This window comes from Pseudomonas sp., from assembly GCF_036404235.1.
Taxonomy (GTDB): Bacteria; Pseudomonadota; Gammaproteobacteria; order Pseudomonadales; family Pseudomonadaceae; genus Aquipseudomonas.
Map to the genome: position 1 here is coordinate 1 of NZ_DASWOT010000100.1, position 23,470 is coordinate 23,470.

A 23,470-nucleotide genomic window follows, 5' to 3' on the forward strand; every position below is an offset into this window, starting at 1 on the left:
CAGGGTCAGAATGGCATTAGGGCTTGCCCGCGAAGATGTCGGTCTGGGCGACATCTGACCTGTATCAAACCCATACCGTAAAATCCGACCTAAACTTACACTATCTGCCTCTCACCAAGAGACTGCCGTCGTGGACGAATACCTTGCCCTCCTGATTCCAGTTGTAATCGGAATGCTGTTGTTATGTGTCGGGTTCAGCTATCGCGAATACCGTAGTGGCGTGGCGTCGATCACCCTGGGGGTGTTGCTGATGCTCGGCACGGCGGCGTTCAAGATTCTCGAAAAGCTCACCTGACGCTACGCGCGCCGCAGCAGACATAACCTTGTGCGCAAATTGACGCTCGCCAAGGTTAGACGCCGCTCGTAAACTCAAAAGCCCCGCCTGAAGCGCCTGGCCGATTCGGCGCCAGTCACCTCAGGCCCTGCCGATTTGAGGTTGATTGCCCGGTGATTGCTCCTGCCCGCTTGCTCGTCTTGTCCCGCGTGTTGCTGATTGCCTTGTTGGCACTGTTTCCCTATGCCGCAAGCCAAGCGGCGGGTTTGCCGAGCCTTTTGAGCGCACAGAAACCTCAACAGCAAGCTCAGGAGCCGTTGGGTCAATCGCTGGATGAGGTCATTGCGTCACTGGAAAACGACGAGCAGCGTACCCAGTTGCTGAGCGACTTGAAAAAGCTGCGCGATGCCACCAAAAAAGCTCAGCCGACCGCCGAACAAGGCGTACTGGGGCTGCTCGTCGGTTCGTTTGCCGAGTTGGAAAAGCAGTTCACAGGTGATGACAGCCCTCTCGGTCGCTGGTCAGGCGAAGTGGCTCTGGCTCAAGACGAGCTGATCGCCCTGATGCTGCCCGTTAATCAATGGTGGCCGATCATCTTCGAATTTGCCGTGGTGTTGGCACTCTGGGGTCTGTTGGCAGCTGCCCTGATCTGGCTTGGTAATAAGGTGCGTCTGCGGTTCGGTCTGTCCGAAGAGCTGCCACAACACCCACGCCCCTGGGACATGCTGCGGTTCGCCCTGCGCAAGCTGGGCCCGTGGCTGGTCGCGCTGCTGTTCACCGTCTACCTCAGTTATTCGCTGCCGCCTTCGCTGGGCCGGGATTTGGCGATGGTGCTGGCGTATGCACTGATGGTGGGCACGCTGTTCTCGGCCATTTGTGTGATTGCGTTCTCGTTACTCGATGGCCCCCATCGACATCAGGCACTGTACATTCTGCGGCAGCAGGCGTTTCGCCCACTGTGGTGGATTGGCAGTTTCGCAGCGTTCGGCGAGGCGCTCAGCGATCCGCGTCTGGTGGCCAGCCTGGGCGTGCATCTGGCGCATACCACCGCGACCCTGGCCAATGTCATGGCGGCGCTGTCGACCAGCTTGTTTATCATTCGTTTCCGTCGCCCGATTGCCCACCTGATCCGCAACCAGCCTTTGGCCCGCCGCCTGAAACGTCGTGCACTGAGCGACACTATCGAGGTGCTCGGCAGTTTCTGGTATCTACCGGCACTGGCGCTGGTGGGCGTCTCGCTGTTCGCGACATTTTTCTCGGCCGGCGACACCAGTACAGCGTTGCGCCAAGCGCTGATTTGTACGGTATTGCTGGTGTTGTGCATGGTGATCAATGGGCTGGTGCGACGCCATTCGCAGAAACCCGCCCATGCCCGCAAACGCCACGCGCTGTATTCCGAGCGTCTGAAAAACTTCTTCTATACCGTGGTGCATCTGCTGGTGTGGGTGGTGTTCATTGAATTGGGGCTGCGGGTCTGGGGCTTGTCGCTGATCCGCTTTGCCGACGGCGAAGGGCATGACATCAGCTTCAGGCTAATCGGTCTGGCCGCCACGTTGATGTTTGCGTGGTTGGTGTGGATCATCAGCGACACCGTGATCCACCACGCCCTGACCCGTTCGCGCAACGGCTTGGCCAATGCCCGCGCGCAGACCATGTTGCCGCTGATCCGCAACGTGCTGTTCGTGACGATTTTCATCGTTGCGGTGATCGTCGCGCTGGCCAACATGGGGATGAACGTGACGCCGCTGCTAGCGGGTGCTGGCGTGATCGGTCTGGCCATCGGTTTCGGTGCTCAGTCATTGGTCGCAGACCTGATTACCGGTTTGTTCATCATCATCGAGGACTCGCTGGCCATCGATGATTACGTGGACGTCGGCGGGCACTTGGGCACGGTCGAAGGGCTGACCATCCGCACCGTGCGCCTGCGCGATATCGACGGCATCGTGCATACCATTCCGTTCAGCGAAATCAAAAGTATTCAGAACTATTCACGGGAGTTCGGCTACGCTATCTTTCGAATCGCTATTCCTTCGACGATGAACATCGACGACGCGTTAAAGATGGTTCGTGACGTGGGTCAGAAGATTCGTACCGACCCGCTACAACGCCGCAATATCTGGTCGCCACTGGAGATTCAAGGGGTAGAAAGTTTCGAATCCGGCAACGCCATTCTTCGCGCCCGGTTCAAGACCGCACCGATCAAGCAATGGGAAGTGTCTCGGGCGTTCAATCTGTCACTCAAACGTTATCTCGACGAAGCAGGCCTGGACCTGGCAACACCACGGCTGAGTGTGCAGGTGAATACCAGCGGCGGTAGCTTTAATGAGGTTCGGGGGGCGAAGAGCGATTGCGCAAGCTGATCTTTCCCGACTTGGACTTGGACTGTAGCCGCGTGGCTTGTCCCGCGATCTAGCACACAGCGGCAGTAAACCCGTTGTGCGCGGTGTGTCATCACACCGTGTGTACAGGTTTTACGACGGGTTCCCCGCCGGTCGCGGGACAAGCCCAGCTCCTACCTTCGGCTTCAGACCGCACTCGCAGGAATCAAACATCCCCCACCACCGCACTCACATGAATCGCGTCGTGGCGCCAATATTCCAGGTCGCAATCGATCAGGCGGCCCTGCTGGTCATGATTGACTCGGGCGATTCGCAGGCCAGGGCTGCCAATGGAGACTTTCAAGGCCGCTGCCGCGTCGACAGGTAACGCTGTCGGCACCATTTCAAAGCGCACTTGCCCGTAGCGGATGCCGTAATGGCTGGCGTACAACTCGGTCAGCGATTGATTGAGATCGAAATCAAGAATCTGCGGGAAATACTCAGGATTCAGGTAGTGCTCCACGTACAGCACCAGGCGTCGGTCGATGCGCCGTGCGCGGCATATCTGGATCACGCTGGACAGTGCGGGTAATTGCAGCAGCTCACAAATCGTCGCCGAGGCCGGCTGCAAACGCGCGCAGATCACGCGGGTTTCTGGCACGCGCCCCTGCGCCTGGACCATGGCGTGAAAATGACTGCGGCGCATCAGGTCATACGCCAGTCGCGGCGGCGAGATGAACCAGCCGCGCCGTTCTTCGCGATAAATCAGGCCCTGGGCTTCCAACTGCACCAACGCTTCACGCAGGGTGATACGCGTAGTGTCGAACACTTCGCTAAGTTTGCGCTCGGCAGGCAATTTGCTACCGGGCGGCAGCAGTCCATGCTCGATCTGCTCTTGCAGGGCATTGCAAATGGTCGTCACGGCTCGGGGTACATCTTCGCGCATTTCGTTACCTATCTGGACTAGACCAGCGCTATTTGGGGGCAAGGTCTACAGCGCAACGGCCCATTTGTGTGCTGCAAAGCCTAGGGAGCGTAGATGACTGTTCAGTGACAAGCCAGCCACTCCCGGTCGCAGAATCGATCCAGCACAATGATTTAGCCTTTTTAGATCAATTACTTGTGGATGGTCTACGCTTGAACGACAGCTATACCCGCAGACCTTGCTTAACCCAGCAAAAGTCGGTCCAGACACGAAATTGTCATCCAACGGGCCTAACTTGGCTCAGGTATTGCTGACCTAGACCAACCCATCCGCAACGAACACTTCTAAGAATTCGTCGAGAAGTGCACAAGGAGCTTCGAATGAAACACCTTTTGCTGGCATCACTCCTGGGTTCGGCCATTGCGCTGAGCACATCGGCCATGGCCGCGGACGCTGACCTGAAAACACTGGAAGCAGCTGCTACGACCGAAGGCGCGGTCAACAGCGTCGGCATGCCCGACGACTGGGCGAACTGGAAAGGCACCTGGTCGGACCTCACCGCCAAGTACGGTCTCAAGCACATGGACACAGACATGAGCTCAGCTCAGGAAGTGGCCAAGTTCGATGCGGAAAAAGACAACGCCAGCGCCGACATCGGTGACGTTGGCGCAGCATTTGGCCCGATTGCCGTGGCCAAGGGCGTGACCCAACCCTACAAACCGACCACCTGGGATCAAATCCCGGATTGGGCCAAAGACAAAGACGGCCATTGGGCGCTGGCCTACACCGGCACCATCGCGTTCATCGTCAACAAAAAATTGCTGCACGGCTCCGATGTGCCGACAAAATGGTCTGACCTGAAAAGCGGCAAATACAAGGTCACCATCGGTGACGTGAGCACCGCAGCCCAAGCCGCCAACGGCGTGCTGGCTGCCTCGATTGCCATGAAAGGCGACGAAACCAATATCGCACCCGGCCTGCAACTGTTTACCGAGCTGGCCAAGCAAAAGCGCCTGGGCATCAACAACCCAACCATCCAGACCATGGAAAAGGGTGAAGTCGAAGTCGGTATCGTGTGGGACTTCAACGGCCTGAGCTACAAGGCCAAGATGGCCAATCCTGACGACTACATTGTGCTGATCCCGTCCGATGGCTCGGTGATCTCCGGTTACACCACCATCATCAACAAATACGCCAAGCACCCGAACGCCGCCAAGCTGGCGCGTGAATACATCTTCAGCGATGCTGGCCAGACTAACCTGGCGCGCGGTAACGCCCGTCCAATCCGCGCCGAGCACCTGAAGCTGCCTGAAGACGTGCAGAAACAACTGCTGCCCAACGAGCAATACAAAGGCGTGACCCCGATCAAAAATCCGGCCGCATGGGAAAAAACCTCGAAAGCGTTGCCACAGCTGTGGAACGAACAAGTGATCGTCGAAATGCAGTAATCCAGGGCTGGCGATTGACGGATCGAACGCCGACCAGGGCGAGTGCAGCACAACCGTGCTCACTCGCCCGTTTTGATTAAAAGCAGTCGTATCTGAACGCAGGAGTGAACAGGCCATGAAACACAACGTCATTCTGATCCTGCTGGATGGCCTGAGTTACAGCGTCGCGCGCCACGCGATGGGGCATTTGCTGGCATACAGCAGCGCAGGCCGTGCCGTGTTGTATCGGCTCGAATGCGAGCTGCCTTCGTTGTCCCGCCCGCTGTACGAATGCATCCTTACCGGCGTCGCGCCCATCGACAGCGGCATCGTACACAACCAGGTGTCACGTCTTTCCAACCAGCGCAGCGTGTTTCATTACGCAACCGATGCGGGCCTGACCACCGCCGCTGCGGCCTACCATTGGGTCAGCGAGTTGTACAACCGCTCGCCATTCGTTGCCTCGCGCGATCGCCACACCGCTGCGCCCGACCTGCCGATTCAGCACGGTCATTTCTACTACGTCGATCACTACCCCGACTCCCACCTGTTCGATGACGCCGAGCACCTGCGCGTAAGCCATGAACCGAACTTTCTGTTCGTACACCCCATGAACATCGACGACGCCGGGCACAAGCACGGCCTGGACAGCGCGCAATACCGCAACAGCGCGCGCACCGCCGATATCCTGCTCGCCGAATACCTGCAACGCTGGCTCGACGCCGGTTATCAAGTGCTGGTGACGGCCGACCACGGCATGAACAACGACCGCTCCCACAACGGCCTGCTGCCCGAGGAGCGTGAAGTGCCGCTGTTCGTGCTTGGCGATGCGTTCAGCCTGGACGTCAACGCGCAGCCCAAACAAACCGATTTATGCGGCACCGTTTGCGAACTGCTCGGTGTACCCCACGACAAACCGGTCTGCCGGGAGATGCTCAAGTGAACTCACAACGTCGAGGTAAATGGCTGGGGTTGTTATGCCTGTTGCCATTCGCCATCTTTTTCATCATTTTCCAAATTGCGCCGCTGGCCTGGGTCGCGGTCAACAGCCTGTATTCGGAAGCTGGCTGGGGCCTGGAAAACTTCATCAAGGCATTCGACTCGCGCTTCTACCGCCAGGCCATTCAATACAGCCTGGAGATCAGTTTCTGGTCGAGCCTGATCGGCATCGTCATCGCGATTCTCGGCAGTTATTCGCTGCGTAAGGTGCCCTCGCGGTTGCGCGACTTCGTCAGTGCGTTTGCCAACATGACCAGCAACTTTTCCGGCGTACCGCTGGCCTTTGCGTTCATCATCCTGCTGGGCTTCAACGGCGCGCTGACGCTGATCCTCAAGCAAGCCGGAATCATCGATGACTTCAACCTGTATTCGAAGACTGGCCTGATCATTCTCTATACCTACTTCCAGATCCCGCTTGGCGTGCTACTGCTCTACCCGGCGTTCGACGCATTGCGTGACGACTGGCGCGAATCGGCGTCCTTGCTCGGCGCCAGCACCTGGGATTTCTGGCGCCACATCGGCGTGCCAGTGCTGACCCCTGCCCTGCTCGGCACGTTTGTCATTCTGCTGGCCAACGCCCTCGGCGCCTATGCCACGGTCTACGCGCTGACCACCGGCAATTTCAACGTATTGCCAATCCGTATCGCAGCGATGGTGGCAGGCGACATATCCCTGGACCCAAACATGGCCAGCGCACTGGCGATGATCCTGGTCGGCCTGATGACCCTGGTGACTATCGTCCATCAATGGCTGTTGAAGAGGAGCTACCATGTCTCGCGCTGAACATGGCCCGGTCGGGCTCTACCACCGCATCGTGGTGTACATCCTGTTCTTGATTCTGCTGGCGCCGTTGCTCGGGACGTTCGTCTACTCGATTGCCACCAGTTGGTCAGCCACGATTCTGCCCAGCGGCCTGACGTTCAAGTGGTACGTGGCATTGTGGAGTGACCCGCGCTTTCTGATCGCTTTCGGTCAATCGCTGCTGGTCTGTGTCGGCGCGTTGATGCTGTCGGTGGTGTTGGTGTTGCCGCTGCTGTTCGTCGTGCATTACCACTTCCCGAAACTCGACAGCGTGATGAACATCCTGATCCTGCTGCCCTTTGCCGTGCCGCCGGTGGTGTCCTCGGTGGGCCTGTTGCAGTTGTATGGCTCAGGCCCCATGGCGATGGTCGGTACGCCATGGATTTTGATCGGTTGTTACTTCACCGTCGCCTTGCCGTTCATGTACCGGGCGATCACCAACAACCTGCAGGCGATCAATCTGGTTGACTTGATGGATGCAGCCCAACTGCTCGGCGCCAGCACCTTGCAGGCGGCGCTGTTGGTGGTGCTGCCCAATCTGCGCAAGGGCCTGATGATCGCCCTGTTGTTGTCGTTTTCTTTCCTGTTTGGCGAGTTCGTCTTTGCCAACCTGCTGGTGGGCACGCGTTACGAGACCCTGCAGGTGTACCTGAACAACATGCGCAACAGCAGCGGCCACTTCAACAGCGCGCTGGTGATTTCTTATTTCCTCTTCGTGTTGCTGCTGACCTGGGCGGCCAATCGATTGAACAAGGACAAAGACTGATATGAGCTTCGTCAGTGTTGAAAACCTGCAAAAGAATTACGCCAGTACCGCGGTCTTTACCGACATCAACTGCGTGGTCAAAAAGGGCGAGTTCGTGACCCTGCTCGGCCCGTCCGGGTGCGGTAAATCCACCTTGTTGCGCTGCATCGCAGGTCTTACATCAGTCACCAGCGGGCGGATTTTTCTGGACGGCAAGGACCTGGTTCCGGTGGCCCCGCAAAAGCGCGGCATCGGCATGGTGTTCCAGAGCTATGCGCTGTTCCCCAACATGAACGTGGAGCAAAACGTCGCCTTTGGTCTGCGTATGCAGAGGGTCAACAGCGAGGAAAGCCAACAGCGTGTGGCCGAGGTATTGAAGCTCGTAGAACTGGGCGACTACGCCAAGCGCTATCCGCACCAGATGTCGGGCGGGCAATGCCAGCGCGTGGCGTTGGCTCGCTCCCTGGTCACCCGCCCTCGCCTGCTATTGCTCGACGAACCGCTGTCGGCGCTGGACGCACGGATTCGCAAACATCTGCGTGAACAGATCCGGGCGATTCAGCAAGAACTTGGCCTGACCACCATCTTCGTGACCCACGATCAGGAAGAAGCGCTGACCATGTCCGACCGGATATTCCTGATGAACCAGGGCCGTATCGTACAAAGCGGCGACGCCGAAACCTTGTACACCGCGCCAGTCGACGCGTTTGCCGCAGGCTTCATCGGCAACTACAACCTGCTGGAACCCGAAGACGCCAGCCGCCTGTTACAACGCCCGATCAACAGCCGCGTGGCGATTCGGCCGGAAGCCATTCAACTGAGCCTGACCGGCGAGCTGGAAGGCGAGATTCGCAGTCACAGCCTGCTGGGTAACGTCATTCGCTACCGCGTTGAAGCGCGCGGCGTGGACCTGGTGGTCGATGTGCTCAACCGCTCGGCAAGCGACTTGCACCCCAATGGCCAGCGCGTCACCCTGAACATCGAAGCGTCGGCATTGTGTGAAGTGGCCTGAATATATGCTCTTGTTGGCGAAGGGCTTCACGCGGTGTGCCATACAGGCCGCTTCGCGAACAAGTTCGCTCCTACAGGCATTAGGCAAATCCACTGGAATGCACAGAGGACTGATTTATTTTCAGCGCTTGATCGAAAATGAATCTGTCCCCGGTTTACAGAAGAGGACAGCGGTAATGGCACTAGCAATTTTCGATCTGGACGAGACGCTGATTCATGGCGACTGTGCCAGCCTGTGGAGCGAGCAGATGGGTCGCCTGGGCTGGGTCGATCCGGAATCGTTCGTCAAACGCGACCACGAGCTGATGGAGGCCTACAACAAAGGCGAGCTGGCGATGGAGGATTACATGGCCTTCAGCCTGGAGCCGATGATCGGGCGTACGCCTGAAGAAGTGAGTTTTCTGGTTGGGCCTTGGGTCGAGGACTTCATCGAGCCGATCATTTTCAGCGACGCCACCAAGACCATTGCCCAGCACCGTGCGGCAGGCGACCGCATCCTGGTGATTTCTGCGTCGGGCATTCATCTGGTCAAAGCCATCGCCGAACGCATCGGGGTCGATGAAGTGCTGGCGATCGATCTGGAACTGGCGCACGGCGTGTATAGCGGCAAGACCAGCGGCGTCTTGACCTATCGCGAAGGCAAGGTCACTCGCCTGCTGCAATGGCTGGATCAGGAAGGTGAAAACCTTGAGGGCGCGAGTTTTTATTCCGATTCGCGTAACGATTTGCCGTTGCTGCTGAAGGTGGACTTCCCCCACGCGGTGAACCCGGATGCGACGTTGCGTGAGCACGCTGAGAAGGCTGGGTGGCCGATTCATCATTGGAAGTAAGCAGCGCTTGTCGTCGATATTGCCCTTGAACGGCCAGGCCAGATCCTGGCCTTTTTTATGCCCGAAAATCCTCCCGACATCCGACCAACGGCTGCCAAACCTGTCATTTGTGACAGTATTCAAACGCGTCGATATGGCGCCCAATGATGCCTGCGCCTATACCGACAGGAGTCAACATCATGGCCAATACCCCTCGCTCGCTCTATATCCCGGCACCTGGACACATTCAACCCTCCTCTCGCAACCTGACTGCCGACTCCGGCGTCGATTCCGTCCAGCAAGCAAACCCGCTTGCCTTGACGGAGCCGGAAATCACCGGGCGCACCGGTCCGCTGCCCAGCCCGCCAGCCCCTGACGGGGTAGAGGTATGGGGAGTCAATGTGGCAGCTGCGCAGGAGAACTATCCACAGCATGGCTTGAAGGTCCAGGTGATGCCATGGGAGCCGATGGATATCGGCGACAGCCTGGAAATTTTACTGGATGGCATTTCCGTTACCTCCGAAACCATCGACCGTAACGAAGTCGGCCAACGGGTGACGATGTTCATTCCCAGCGATAGGCTGGTGAATGGCCCACAAGTTGTGTCCTATCAGGTAACGCGCTTAAACCAAAACCCCGAGCTCTCCGCTAAAACGAATATCTATGTCAAGCTCGAACGCCCAGGCGGTCAGGATGAGAACGGCAGCAACCCAGGGCATTCGGAACTTACACTCGACCTGCCCTCGGAGATTATCGCCAACGGTGTAGGCGCGGAGGAAGCCAAGGCGGGCGTTGTCGTCACCATCAAGTCCTACCCGAACATGGCCGAATTCGACTCCATCAAGTTGTCCTGGGGCGGGCAGTTCGTTTATCACGAAGTGAAAGATCCGGAGGTGGGCAAATCCATAGAGATCATGGTGGACGAACAAACCATCCTGAAGGCGGGTGACACCGGGGAGGAGAAGCTCGCCGTGACCTTCATAGTCGACGACCTGGTGCAAAACCGGTCCGAGGACTGGAGCACCGAAAAGCGCGTTCTGGTCGACACCGGCAACGCAAGACTGGACCCGCCTCTCATCGATAACACCACTGACAACGTGCTGGACCTCGATGTACTGGGCGATGAAGATTTGACCGTAATGGTGGTGGCAACCACACAGGCGGGATTCGTCAAGGGTGATGTCATAAACGTGAAGCTAACCGGCACCACGACCGATGGCGATGCGCTGCTTTGGGAAGCGGGCTCTATCAACGTCACCAACGTGCCGCATATCTATGACGACGCAGAAGTGCCGAATGCAATCATCCGTAGGCTGGCCAAAACCCAGGCCGTTTTCTCGTTCGTTCTGGTTCACGCTGATGGAACCGAGGTGGGTTCCAAAGGCGCGTTCATCAATGTCATCGGCGAACCCGTGCGCATGGCCGCACCGATAGCCCTTGACGAGAAGCAAGGCGCCCTCGACCCCAACCTGCCCTCCACCCACATTGAAATTCCGTGGGACGATAGCATGGCCGCGGGCGATCAGATCACACTCAAATGGATCGGCACCTATTATAACCTCGGCTTTTATGACCCTGAATTAGACCCGCACAACATCAGCAATAACGAAGCCGTCAGCAAAAAGCCAATTCCCATCACCGTTGCCGGTAAACACCTGCAGCAAATCGAAGGTGGCACCCTCGAGCTGTATTACATACTCGCCAAGGACCTGAGCGGCACTATCGTCGAGCGAGAGTCCGTCCATGCCGCGACACTCAATGTGGGGGAACCTCGCGCCGAACTCCCGGCCCCTGACGTGACCGGGATCGAAGAAGACGGCGACGTCATGGACCCGGGCCAGATCGACACAGTCCTGACGGTACAGCCCTACTCCGGCATGGACATCGGCGACGTCGTAAACATTCGGTGGAAAGGCAGCATCAGCCAACCTTTTGAGGACTATATCAAGATCACCACTTTGACCAAGGGCAAACCTTTACATTTCAGCATTGGGGATGAGTACGTTGCGAACAACGACGGCGGTACCGTCGAAGCGTCATATTACGTGATCCGAGCGGTCACCAATCGGCGCAGTGACTCAGACATCCTCGCCTTCAGCGTCGGTGAGGGTGAGTCCGAAAACCTCGCGTCCCCCAGCGTACCGGGCAGCGAAGACGGCACGCTGACCCTGGATGAAATCCCTGGCGGGGCGACTATCATCGTGCCGCATTGGAAGGACATAGGTATGAAGGCCGGCGATGCGGTGGACGTGACCTGGCAGGACGACAAGGGAACGACCGCGCTCACTTGGCATGACGATATCAGCGACAGAGAGATCGGTACAGACAGGCACTTCACGGCTGCACTGGCCGACGTTCGAAACAATATCGGTGCGACAGTGACGGTGACCTACGTTGTGACGTTCATTGACGGCCGCATTCAATCCTCGAACCCCTGCGTCTTCACAGTGGCTGATGCGGTCACACCGACTCTGCCTGCACCCACGATTCAGGAGGCCATAGGCAGCACGCTGGACCCCAATAATGCCTTGAGTGGTGCCCATGTGGTTATCAGCACCGAGGCGAATCTTAAAACCGGTGACTCGGTCACCTTGAACTGGGTAGGCGAACCCGGCGATGGCAGCGTCTCGCCCATCACACCCGTGGAAACGGACGGAGCGCTGCAAATCGAGATTGAGTACGCCACCGTCAAGGCCAATGACGGCCACAGCGTAGAGCTGAGCTACACCATCACTCGCGCGAACCAAACCTCGGAAGGCCCGTCACCTTCGGCCATCTATGACGTCAAGAGCACCATCAGTGCCGGCAAGCTGAAAGTCATGGGCGCGCGGTTCAACCGCAGCAATTACCGAAGCTCCGCTACGCCACGCTGGATCAGCGCGTTCGATGCCAACACCGGGTTGCCACTTAGCGCCAACTGGCAGTACGACGGCGATACAATCTGGACCACGGCGACAGCCTGGCGCGACACGCGCTGTGACCTGCCTTTGCGCGTGCAAACCAGCGATGATCTGGTGACCCTCAATCCGGCCAATATCATAGGTAACGGCAACGACACCACCGTCACCGGAGACGCCGCACAGGTTGCGCATCGGGACACAGGCGATGTTTTCGGCTGGGGCAATGCCGATTATGGCGGGAAAATTCCATCCACCATCATCACCCTGGACGATATCGTAGAAGTCAGCTGCACCCGCAGCGCATATGCCGCTCGCCGGCTCAACGGCAATGTCGCGGTGTGGGGTAATGTGCTTGAGGGTGGCAAGAACGTTCCGCCAGGTATTTTTACGGATGTAGCGAGCAACAGTGTGGCCTTTGCAGGCATCTTGACCACTGGAAAAGTGGTTGCATGGGGTGAAGCGAAATCAGGCGCTACTGTGCCCGAGGACATAGCCGGCCTAACCAACATCACCAGCGTGGTAGGTGCCGGGACGGCCTTTGCCGCCATCACAAGCGAGAACAAAGTGGTCGCGTGGGGAAATTCACTGGCCGGGGGGGTTGTACCCGAGGACATAACGGGGCTTTCTGACATTGTCGAACTCTCTGGAAACTTCACGGCGTTCGCGGCGATGCGCGCCCGTGGAAGAGTGGTCGCCTGGGGTGACGCATTGAATGGTGGGGCGGTACCCGGTGATATCGCCGCATTGACGGATATCGCTGAGCTGGGAAGCAGCACGGCACGAGCGTTTTCACTGATCAGAACGACCGGTCAGGTCGTGGTTTGGGGCGATGCGGCTTATGGAGGAACGATTGAGGACCCCGACATTGTCAATTTGACAGATATCAAAGAAGTGAGCGCAACCTGGCAGGCCTACGCAGCCCGACGAGCGAACGGACATGTGGTGGCGTGGGGCCCGAAAACTCACGGCGGCGAGGTTCCTACGAATATCGCAGCACTCGATAACATCGTTCAGGTCGTCGGTAATTCCAAAGCTTTTGCGGCGTTGTGTCGCGATGGGACTGTCGTTGCGTGGGGTGACATTACCGTGGGGGGTGATACCGCCAGCGTGGTCGCTGAACTGACAGATGTCCGAGCCGTGTACGCCAACAGCCAAAGCTTCGTGGCGCTGACCTCCGACTTGAGAGTCGTGACCTGGGGGAACGCAGCTGGCGGAGGGGACAGCAGCGCCGCGCAAAGCTCGATACGCGGTAAAGTCTCCTACCTCGTCACCGCCGCCTCAAGAGGCCGGGCACTGACAGCACGGCGCTTGGTCGAGCAGTTCAAGGCCACGGCCAAAACACGCACGGCACTACGTGCCCCCGGTGACTGGGCTGCGCCGCAGGTTGCAGGCGCAGAAAACGGCGTGCTCGATCCGGGTGAGGACCCCGACAGGTTCATCACGGTCACGATTCCACCCGGCACATTGAAATGGAAAGACAGGGTCAACCTGTACATCGGTGCCAATCTGTTCGACTGGATCTTGGTTCCCGCCAATGGGCCTGGTGCGGGCATTATTTTAGATGTCCCCGCTTCCGAGTTCTTCCCCTTTCTGGGTGCGACGGTGGTCGTGCGCTATACGGTCAGCCCAGGCGGGGCTGCCGAAGAAGAGCCATCGGCAGATCTGGAGCTGGAGATCAGCGGCGGCTTCGAGCAGGACGCAGCGCTGGACCTGAGTGCCTTGAACTACATCGTCGCCGAATCCCAACTGCCGACGATCATTCCAGACGCCGCCAGGATGACCCGCGAGGCGAAGTGGGGTAGCGCACCTTACACCTACCGCAGCAGCGACGAAGACATCGCAACGGTCGATACTGCCGGGACGGTGACCGCGCGGCGCAATGGCACCTGCAACATAGAGTCAGAAGACAGTACTGGCACCACGCAGGCATTCGCGTTGACGATCTCCGGGATCAATATGGTTCACTTCCTGACAGGCAGCACTGACTGGGCCGGCATGCAAAGCGTGTGCAGTGATGCAGGCGTCGCGGCGATTACCCTCGCGCAGTTCAAGGCCTTGTGGAAGCAGTACTCCGACAACCTGCCGGTCAGTACGCACCTGGGTTGGCTGGACTATCCCTTCTGGACCGCAGACCTCATAGGCGCGGGAACCTATGGGATTTATGACCTCAGTGGCTCGGATGTCGATGGCAATGCCAGCAGCGCCGAACAGTCTCTACAGTATCAAGTGGCGGGCGTTTCCTCGACTGCAGGCCAACTCGCACGCTGCAAGCAATGGCAGCAACTAAAGCAAACCCGGTAGTCACACTGCAAGCTCCGCTTGATCGAGAAGATCAGACGGACCTTGTGTATCGCACCAGGAGATCCAATGGTCATGAAGACCCTGCTCCCCTTCCTCATTCTGGCAACAGGGCTGCTGCTCGCCTGTACCAGCACTCAGTCCGTCATACCGACCGCCTCGGCTGTGAATGCCGAGCAAACGAAAGCGGCACAAACGGCAGAACTGCTCAACCAACGCTACCTCAATACGCCCTCCCGCTGCGCCGCCAGCCAACCGGCGTGGCATTGCAGTGGCGTATTGGTGCAAGCGATCGTCCGGCCCGCCGGGCAAATGTTCTGGCAACACGATGCCGACGCCACCCGTCTCGGCGCGCAAGGCCTTGCCTATCTGCGCCGCGACCTGAGCATTGGTCAGTTGCCGCAACCCCACGGCGTCATCTTCCATGACCGCTACACGGCGATAGCGGATGGCAAGTCGCTGGAAGCCGTTTGCGCCTATCCGTTGGCTCAGCCGCCCGCGCCAGGGCGCGCAGATTATGGCTGTGCATTGCCAGCCAAGTCTTACGCACGGTCCGCCGACGTGAGTTCATGTCAGGCCATTGGCGTGACCGACGCGGCGACGTGGCTAGTACACTTTCAGCAACAGGGTAACCAGCCTGCCGCGCAATGCTCGTTGAGCAGCCTGGACGCGCTACAGTTCGCCGCCAGTCTTCAGGCGCACGAGCAATTGGGCGGCGAATGGGCGACCAGCACCAACCAGCTGCAAGTCAGAAACTGGGACCCAACAGCCCCGCTCGCCGCACCGGTACAAGGATTGTTCTATAACATCAATCAGACCGGTGCGCTGGTTCAGGCCCAGCAGGATCAGCGCGACTATTTCAACGCCACCAACCAGTGGTTGCCGGTGCTGCGCATGGACCTTCGTGACGATACAGGCAAGGTGTTCGGCTTCAATCTTCAGGATCAGCTCTACACCGGGTATGAGGTCGCGTCCGATCTGAATACACGTTTTGCCAATACCTCAACGGTCTGCGGCGACAAACCTGCCTACTTTTGCAACGGCGTGATGATCCGTGCGGCTGAAGCCGCTGCGGCGTTCCATGCCTGGAACCCGAGCGCCAACTCGATAGGCCGCAATGGCGTGTCGTTCAGTGTGATCAGATCGGACGTGGGCACGAGCAAGCTGGCGGCCACCCATGGTTTCATAGCGAAAGCCTCGTCTGCACCCGCCGCCCATCCCCTCACGTTGCGTTGCATCTACCCGGCGAACGCAGGCACCAGCAACATTCCCGACAGTTGCCGCGCCAGTTGCGAGCAGGAGGGAATAGTGACCGTCGAAGGATGGAAAGCGCGCTATGCCAGCACCCCCAAAAACAGTTGTGCCTTTGCCGTGAACGCTGCGCAGTTTGAACTCAGCGTGCAAGTGCGCACGACCCTTAGCGTTGCGGAGCGGGCCAAATGGAATGAATTGATCATTGCTGCGTGGCCACAAGACATCCCCAAAGAGCTTCCCCTGGAGGCGTTTTTCTATACCTCCGTCGATTCGCGCCCGCATGCGCAGTTCATCCAGCGTGATTACTTTGCGGTCACCGGCGCGTTCCTGCCGGTGATCAAAGTAGTCCTCACAGATGCGCAGCCTTTCTCTTTCGATCCGGCCGATCAACTTTCCACAGGTACTCCGGGCAAAACTGCGAGTGAGCAACAGGAAGAGGCCAGACACACCCTGCCACTGCCCAAGCCAAAACCTGAGCTGCTCGGCGACATCCAGGAGGATGAAAAGTCATGAAGACCATACATGTGCTGCTGGTTCTGAGTGCATCACTGCTACTGGCCTGTGCTGGCACTCGGCACGACGACACCGCCAATACCCATCAGACGCAATCGACATCCGCCACACGCGCCCTAAGCGGCCCTCAAACGGTGCAGTTGCTCAATGCGCGCTACGCCAATACCTCTGCGACGTGCGCCTTGAGCAAACCGGCCTGGTATTGCAACGGCGTTATCGTGATGGCGGCGCAGAGAGCTGCCGGGCAAACGTTCTGGCAGCACGGCACCGAGGCCACCACGCTGGGCGCCGAGGGGCTCGCGTACCTGCGCAGCGATTTGAGTATTCGTCAGTTACCGCAACCCAATGGCGTGATTTTCGATGACCGTTTCACGGCTGTGGGCAATGGCAAGACGCTGGAAGTACTGTGCGCCTACCCACTGGCTCAGCCGATCGATGCCAGCCGCAGCGCTTACGGATGTGGGTTACCGGCAAAAACCTACCGCCAGGCCAATGATGTCAGCTCATGCCTGAGTGTGGGTGTGACCGATGCCCCGACCTGGCTTACGCACTTCGAACAACAGGGCAACCAACCAGCGGCGCAATGTTCGTTGAGCAGCCAGGACCCGCCGCAGTTTGCTGCCAGCCTCAAAGCCCATCAGGGTCTTGGTGATGAACTGGCAGCCACGCCCAATCAGGTACAAGTCGACAATTGGGACCCGACCACGCCACTCACGACGCCAGTGCAAGGACTGTTCTATGACGTCAATCAAGGCGGCTCGCTGGTCGCAGCGCAGATGGATCAGCGCGATTACTTCACAGCCACCGGGCAATGGTTGCCGGTGTTGCGCGTGGACTTGAGCGACCCGACCGGCAAAGTGTTCGGCTTCAACCTTCAGGATCAGCTCTACATCGGCTACACGGTGGTCGCGAAGATGAACGCGCGCTACAACGACACCCGCACCGAATGCCCCAACCAGCAGGCTGCGTACTATTGCAACGGGGTTTTGTTTCGATCCAATCAGGCCACTACAGCCTTCCACGCCTGGGACCCAAGCCCCAACTCTCACAAAAACAATGGTGTGTCCTTCTCTTATGGGCGAAGTGACATCAACATCACCAAACTTGTTTTCAACCGAATGTACGGTTTCACGTTCAAGGAGCTAGCGGCGCCCACCGCTTATTCGCCCACTCTACGATGCGCCTATCCGTTTGATGCAGCCACCAGTGCGATGGCCGACACCTGTACCGATCGCGGCAAGTGTGAAGCGCTCGGAATAACCAGTGTCGACTCATGGATAGCCAAGTATCAGAGCACTCCCACGCAAGGCTGCGCATTTGGCCCCGGTGCGGGTCAGTTTCAGCTCCATGTCGATGTGCGCCCCCGAGTCCTTCCCGATCTAGGCTGGAACGAAATCATGATCGCCCCATGGCCGGACGGCATCCCCGAACAACTGCCACTTGAGTCGCTGTTTTACCAGGCGGAGACGGCGCGACCACAAGCCCAGTTCATTCAGACCGATTACTTCACACAGACGCAAAGATTCCTGCCCGTCGTGAGGATGGATCTGGCCGCCCCCAATGGCGAGATGTTTACCTATGACCCAGCGGATCAATTGGCGCCCGGAGCCGAGGCAAAAATGCAAATACGAACTCAATCGCCTTGACAGGGGTAATCAAAGAGTTGGGAGCCGCTCTGCGTGCAGAACATCTGCAGATTTCAGTGACAGATGACGCACATCCAAGCCCTGGAGAAAATCGCGCGCATTGCTTTGTAGTGAATACCTGGGCAATGCCTGTGGGAAAACGATAAACGGGCGTCAATTCTGGCTATTTTTTAACCAAACCTGTCATTTGTGACAGTAGCAAATTGGGGAACTGAGGCGTTCAATACTTACTTCAAGGCCCACTCAGACAGGACGTCTTGCCATGAATCTCCACGACCAAAACGGTAGCTCTGACGAATCGCCCCGCGCGCTCCTCCCGCTGGAAATCCCTGGCCATACCGGCCCGTTGGACACAGGCGAATGGGGCATCAACATCGCCGCCGCCAAGGACAACTTTCCGCACGATGGCCTGCAGGTCTTCATCCCCGCCTGGACCGTCATGAATCCCGGCGACAAGGTGGAGGTGTTGCTGGACGCTAACGCTATTACTGTCGCCTCGGAAGTGATTGATCCTGAAGAGGTGGACAAGCGAGTCACTTTATTTGTCGCATCGGCGCGGTTCAACGACGGGTTTACGACGATCTCGCACCGCGTGACGAGGGTGGACGGCCAAACTGAGCAGGGCGAAGTGATCAAGCTCTACGTCAAGCTCACACGCCCCGGTGGCCAGGACCAGAGCGGCGATACGCCGGGCCATTCCGAACTGCATATGGTGATCCCTGAAGAGATCATTCAAAACGGCGTGGACAAAGACACCGCCAAAGCAGGTGTCCCGATCACCATCAAGCCTTACCCGAATATCGCTGAAAACGACATCATCCGCCTCAGTTGGGGCGGTCAGATCGTGACGCGCACCGTGAGCAAAGTTGAGGCGAGCGATCCTGAGAACAACCCCATCTCAATGCGCGTCGAAGAGGCCGTTATTCTCAAGGCCGGTGACTCCGGACCTGAGGGTTTGGCCGTGACCTTTGAGGTCGACGACGTTGTCGAGAATGAGTCGGAGGACTGGAGCGCCGAAATTCGCATTTTTGTCGACACTGATGAAACGCGTCTGGAGGCGCCGGTGATCAAGGAGGCAAACGGTAACAATCTGGATCTCGGGCCGCTTGGCAGCGACCCTATCCATGTACAAGTGTTAGCCACGGCCGCCCCCTTCGCGGTCGGTGACCAAATCGTGGTCAATCTCAAGGGCACGGCGGCTGACAGTAAACCCGTGGACATTTCACTGCCCCCGCTCACGATTAGCCAAGTACCCGGCACCGTGGAACTGCCAATGGCCAACGCCAGCGTGCGCCTGCTTGCGAAAAGTCAGGGCGCGTTCTCTTACCGTTTGATCAAGGCTGATCAATCAGCGGAAATGACCTCCAAGGGACGGTTCATCAACATCCTGGGCGAAATCACGCGTCTGGCGGCGCCGATTGCAAAAGATGCAAGCCAGGGCACGCTCAATCCAGACCTGCCAAGCACCGGCATTGACATTCCATGGGACGACGCCATGGCTGCCGGTCAGTTGATCGATTTGAAATGGCTCGGTAAACGACCTGACCTGAGCATTTATTTCCCCGAGCTGGACCAGCACCCGATCACTAACGGTGAAGCCGACGCGAAGCAACCCATCACCCTCACGGTGCCTGGCGAGCACCTGACCCCGATCAATGGCGGCACACTCGAACTGTATTACGAGTTATTGAGCGTTACCCGGGCACTGGTAACGCGCGAGTCCCTGCACGCTGCGGTCCTCAATGTCGGCGAACCTCGCGCCGAACTACCAGCGCCGGATGTCGAGGGCGACGTCGACAACGTGCTGGATCCGGAAAAAGTACCGACCGGGACTCGCCTGATCGTCCCCATGTACACCGGCATAACAGCCGGCGATGAGGTGCATTACGAATGGAAGGGATCAAAAAGCGGGACGCATACCGATTGGCTTACCCTCAACACCCAAACTGCCCAGGCCCCCGTGCCGTTCAGCATCAGCTTTGAATTGATCAATAACAACCTCAACGGGACCGTGGACGCGTCCTACTATGTGGTGCGCGCCAATGGAGCCGGCACAAGTGTTTCTAACGTCCTTGCACTGCAGGTCAGTGGCAGTAGTACGCTGAAGCCCGCAACAATCACCAGCATCAAGGACTCCAACGGCAGCGAGATTCCGAACAACGGCAGCACCACCGACACCCAAGTCGTCATCACTGGCACGGCCCAGGCCAGCAAAACCGTCGAGATTTACGACGGTTCAAACCTCCTGAATACAGTGTCTGCCAACGCCAGTGAAGTTTGGACGCTTACAGTGAACAACCTCAGCGTGGCATCGCACGCCATCAAGGCCAGGGGAGTTTATGGTGATTTGGTTGAATCGCCAGTGCGCACGTTTACTGTGACAGCCGCATCGACACGTCCCAGTATCACCAGCATAAAAGACTCGACGGGGCTTGAAATACCGGACAATGGCAGCACTGCCGATACCAGCGTCGTCGTTACGGGTAAAGCTCAAGCTAATCAAACAGTCGAGATTTTCGACGATTTGACATCCAAAGGTACGCAACTAACCAATGAGAGCGAAGTATGGAGCCTGACATTGACCAACCTAAGCGTGGCAGCGCATAGCATAAAAGCAAAGGCGCTATATGGCGACGGGGCTGAATCAGCCGTACGCAAGCTAACGGTCATCGACGATAGTGGAAGAGTAATAAGAGAGAACTTCGATACTCATCCAGATATTACTTTAAAGAATGATGACATATACGATCTTAATCATTTTATTATTAGCGCTAATGGCTCACCATACGATTGCGGCATCCGAAGCAAGCAGCTCTTTTTAAACAGCGAACTGAAATGCACGTTAAAAGAGACTGAATCCAATCAGATTGAATTCCTTGTATCTGGACTTACCTTACCACCAGAATTAACATTTTTGATCACCTTCTTTTTAAAAGAAGCAAAAGTGCTAGAGGTAACTCTAACAAGAAAACAATATAAAATAACTTTACCGCCCGGCCAAACATTTAGTAGCTTCCAATTTCACCTTAATGGCTTGCGACCTATCGGTTCCCTCCCCCTACTCACTATCGACAATTTTGTCATTTACCTGGTTTGAGACCATTACAGAGACATCTTGACCACAAAAAATAAACACTAACAAATATTTAAACTAACAAAAGACGCAGCCAAGCATCGGACACTAAAGCGCGACAGTAACCCAACATTTTCGCCTCATACAAGGATGTGCATCATGAAAAGGAAAAACCGTCTGCTGTTCCCACCTGTGAACAGGGACTACTCCACACTAGCGCTAAGACCTTTATTGGTCGCTGGTATCGTCACACCCGTTGAGGGCGGCGACGGCGGTATCAATCTGGACATGGTCAGCCAGGACGCGGGCTTGCTCATCGCCATTGATCCTTATCGGAACATGAATGCCGGCGATCATCTGGATATTTATTGGGACGATGACAACGTTGCAAAGACGGACATCGTCCTGGCAGATGTGGACAAACGGATTTTTCTCTATTTGCCCGTGGAAAACATCGTCCCGGATTGGGCAGAGAAAGTTTTCTATCGGCTGACCCGGACAGGCTCCGCTGTTGTTGAGGAGTCGGTGCCGCTGCGCCTGCGCATCAAGCTTGACTTGCCAGCGGGCACGGACAAAGACCCTCATCTGCCCGGTCACTCCGAACTGCACGCTCCGGGCCTGCCCCAGGACGTTATCGATAACGGCGTCACCGCCGAGTGGGCAGCAACAGGCGTGCCCATGACAATCGTCGCGTATCCCGGGCGCGCAGCACGAGATACGTTGCATGTGCGCTGGGGCACTGCGCCGCTTTACCACATCGTCACCGATCAGGAAGCAGCCGCCACCACCCCCATCGAAATCACAGCCGATCAGGCCACAATCCTCGCCGCAGGCGACAACCCCAAGTTGCTGGTGCAATACGAGGTATTCGACGAAGTACAGAACTATTCAACCGAATGGTCGTTGCCGCTCTATGTTGACGTTGAAGCCGGTGCCTGGAAGCTGGACGCGCCGATCATCAAGGAGGCCATCACAGGCGTGATCGACGTTGGAGCATTGGGTGACGCTGATGTCACCTTGCAGATCGTTACCGATAGCGACTCTTTCGCCTTGAAAGATACGATTAGCCACCTGGGTCGGTACACCAGACAGTGGCCAGCCGCTGATCTACACCGCCTCGGTCGTGGTCAGCACGTTACCCGGCGTTATTGAATTTAAAATCCCCAATGCACAGGTTCGGGCCATTTTGCCCGGAAGCGTCGAAGCGTCTTATGTGCTGGAGAAATTCAACGGCGATGCCCCGCAGTCCTCCAAACGCGCCGTGGCCCGTGTCAGTGGTGAGTTGCCCCTGCCTGCGCCCACTATTTTAGAGCTGGTGGGCGATGTGCTGGATGCTTCGCTGGAACGGGCGCATGTCCAGATAATCACCGATGAAATCGCCAACGGCGACTTGATTACACTCACCTGGCTTGGCAAGCGGGCCGACGGGCAACCACACCTGTACCAAACGACCCACCCCGTCACGGCAAGCGAGGTGGGCAGCGCTGTTTATCTGCCAGTCATGGACGAGGACATCAGCGTGTTGCAAGGCGGCACGCTGGATGTCAGCTACAGCGTAAGCAATGATCTGGACGTCCGTGATTCGGCGCATCTGAACGTCAAGGTGGGCCAACGCACCGCCGAATTGCCCGCCCCCTCAATCGTCGAAGCCCCCGACGGGACGCTCGACCCGGAATTAGTGCCAGGTGACGCAACCCTGCAAGTCAGCTACGCCGGAACCGTCGCAGGCGACATCCTGACCTGGTACTGGCTCGGCGAAGCCATCGAAGGCAGCGACTGGGTGCCCATCACCACCGGCACCGCCGGTAAACCGCTGACGTTCAGAATCGGCCGAGAACTGATCGAGCCCAACATCAATACTGAAGTCAAGGTGTTCTATAGCCTCAAACTCGCCAGTACTGGCGTGTATAAATATTCGGCGGTACTCGACCTGGTCATTGGCAAGGTGATCGGCGTCCTCCCCGCGCCGACAGTCGTGGAAGCAAGCGGCGGTTCTCTTGATCCACTGAAAGGAGCCGCCGGGGTCAATGTGCAAGTCAGTTACGCCAGCATGGAGGTGGGGGACCTCGTCACCCTGGTATGGCTCGGCGCGCCTGGCCCCGGCAGCCCGTCTGATCAGACATCGCCCGGCAGCGCGAGCGGCCTCGTGAGCTTCAAGGTCCCTGACAGCGTGATCGGCGGTAACATTGATCGCGACGTGAGCGTCTCCTACCGGGTCAAACGCAATACCATCGACCGTCAATCCGAAGTACTGCCGTTGAAGGTGACGAACTTCGTCGATCCTGAAACCCAATTGCCCCACCCTGTCATCCCCCAAGCCGACGCTCAGACCAAGGTACTCAACCTCGCCACGTTCACCGGCAATGCCGCCGTCAAAGTCGGCACATGGCCTTTCATCACGGCAGGACAACGGGTATGGCTTCGCCTTGAAGGCCGTACCCCAACGGGTGGCGTCCATGTGATCACATTGCTGGACG

General features: G+C 57.7%; 14 protein-coding genes and 1 pseudogene. 14 read left to right on the forward strand and 1 reads right to left on the reverse strand.

Going from position 1 to position 23,470, the window contains the following annotated elements; genetic code table 11:
• Positions 1-130: 130 nt before the first annotated feature.
• Positions 131-295 carry a hypothetical protein gene (locus VGC62_RS12630; RefSeq protein ID WP_331187431.1) on the forward strand — a complete coding sequence of 55 codons (165 nt, stop codon included), beginning with the start codon at positions 131-133 and terminating at the stop codon, positions 293-295.
• 152 nt (positions 296-447) lie between these two features.
• Complete coding sequence (locus VGC62_RS12635) at positions 448-2,634, forward strand: mechanosensitive ion channel family protein (RefSeq protein WP_331187418.1); 2,187 nt, start codon at positions 448-450, stop codon at positions 2,632-2,634.
• A 184-nt stretch (positions 2,635-2,818) separates the two neighbouring features.
• On the opposite strand, the gene VGC62_RS12640 is transcribed toward VGC62_RS12635, so the two are convergent.
• Positions 2,819-3,538, reverse strand: coding sequence for a UTRA domain-containing protein (locus tag VGC62_RS12640; protein WP_331187419.1), 720 nt, complete (start codon positions 3,536-3,538; stop codon positions 2,819-2,821).
• A 359-nt stretch (positions 3,539-3,897) separates the two neighbouring features.
• Between VGC62_RS12640 and VGC62_RS12645 the strand changes: the two genes are divergently transcribed.
• The 12 genes and pseudogenes from VGC62_RS12645 to VGC62_RS12700 all read left to right on the forward strand — a co-directional run.
• Complete coding sequence (locus VGC62_RS12645; protein ID WP_331187420.1) at positions 3,898-4,965, forward strand: ABC transporter substrate-binding protein; 1,068 nt, start codon at positions 3,898-3,900, stop codon at positions 4,963-4,965.
• 115 nt (positions 4,966-5,080) lie between these two features.
• Positions 5,081-5,887, forward strand: coding sequence for an alkaline phosphatase family protein (locus tag VGC62_RS12650; protein WP_331187421.1), 807 nt, complete (start codon positions 5,081-5,083; stop codon positions 5,885-5,887).
• A complete protein-coding gene (locus VGC62_RS12655; protein ID WP_331187422.1) occupies positions 5,884-6,726 on the forward strand; it encodes an ABC transporter permease subunit in 843 nt (280 codons plus the stop codon). Before VGC62_RS12650 ends, VGC62_RS12655 begins: the two co-directional genes overlap by 4 nt.
• Positions 6,713-7,510 carry an ABC transporter permease gene (locus VGC62_RS12660; protein WP_331187423.1) on the forward strand — a complete coding sequence of 266 codons (798 nt, stop codon included), beginning with the start codon at positions 6,713-6,715 and terminating at the stop codon, positions 7,508-7,510. Before VGC62_RS12655 ends, VGC62_RS12660 begins: the two co-directional genes overlap by 14 nt.
• A gap of 1 nt (position 7,511) precedes the next feature.
• A complete protein-coding gene (locus VGC62_RS12665; RefSeq protein WP_331187424.1) occupies positions 7,512-8,501 on the forward strand; it encodes an ABC transporter ATP-binding protein in 990 nt (329 codons plus the stop codon).
• Positions 8,502-8,676: 175 nt separating this feature from the next.
• Positions 8,677-9,330 (forward strand): HAD family hydrolase, encoded by a 654-nt coding sequence (locus tag VGC62_RS12670; RefSeq protein ID WP_331187425.1) that lies wholly within the window; start codon positions 8,677-8,679, stop codon positions 9,328-9,330.
• Between the two features lie 179 nt (positions 9,331-9,509).
• Positions 9,510-14,510 carry a hypothetical protein gene (locus VGC62_RS12675; RefSeq protein ID WP_331187426.1) on the forward strand — a complete coding sequence of 1,667 codons (5,001 nt, stop codon included), beginning with the start codon at positions 9,510-9,512 and terminating at the stop codon, positions 14,508-14,510.
• A 72-nt stretch (positions 14,511-14,582) separates the two neighbouring features.
• Positions 14,583-16,274, forward strand: coding sequence for a hypothetical protein (locus tag VGC62_RS12680; protein WP_331187427.1), 1,692 nt, complete (start codon positions 14,583-14,585; stop codon positions 16,272-16,274).
• A complete protein-coding gene (locus VGC62_RS12685) occupies positions 16,271-17,920 on the forward strand; it encodes a hypothetical protein (RefSeq protein WP_331187428.1) in 1,650 nt (549 codons plus the stop codon). The genes VGC62_RS12680 and VGC62_RS12685 overlap by 4 nt, the downstream gene beginning before the upstream one ends.
• A gap of 262 nt (positions 17,921-18,182) precedes the next feature.
• Complete coding sequence (locus tag VGC62_RS12690) at positions 18,183-21,017, forward strand: hypothetical protein (protein ID WP_331187429.1); 2,835 nt, start codon at positions 18,183-18,185, stop codon at positions 21,015-21,017.
• A gap of 135 nt (positions 21,018-21,152) precedes the next feature.
• The gene (locus tag VGC62_RS12695) at positions 21,153-22,145 is read left to right on the forward strand and encodes a hypothetical protein (protein WP_331187430.1); all 993 of its coding nucleotides are present in this window, start codon (positions 21,153-21,155) and stop codon (positions 22,143-22,145) included.
• Between the two features lie 34 nt (positions 22,146-22,179).
• A pseudogene (locus tag VGC62_RS12700) lies at positions 22,180-23,470 on the forward strand (Ig-like domain repeat protein); the annotation flags it as partial.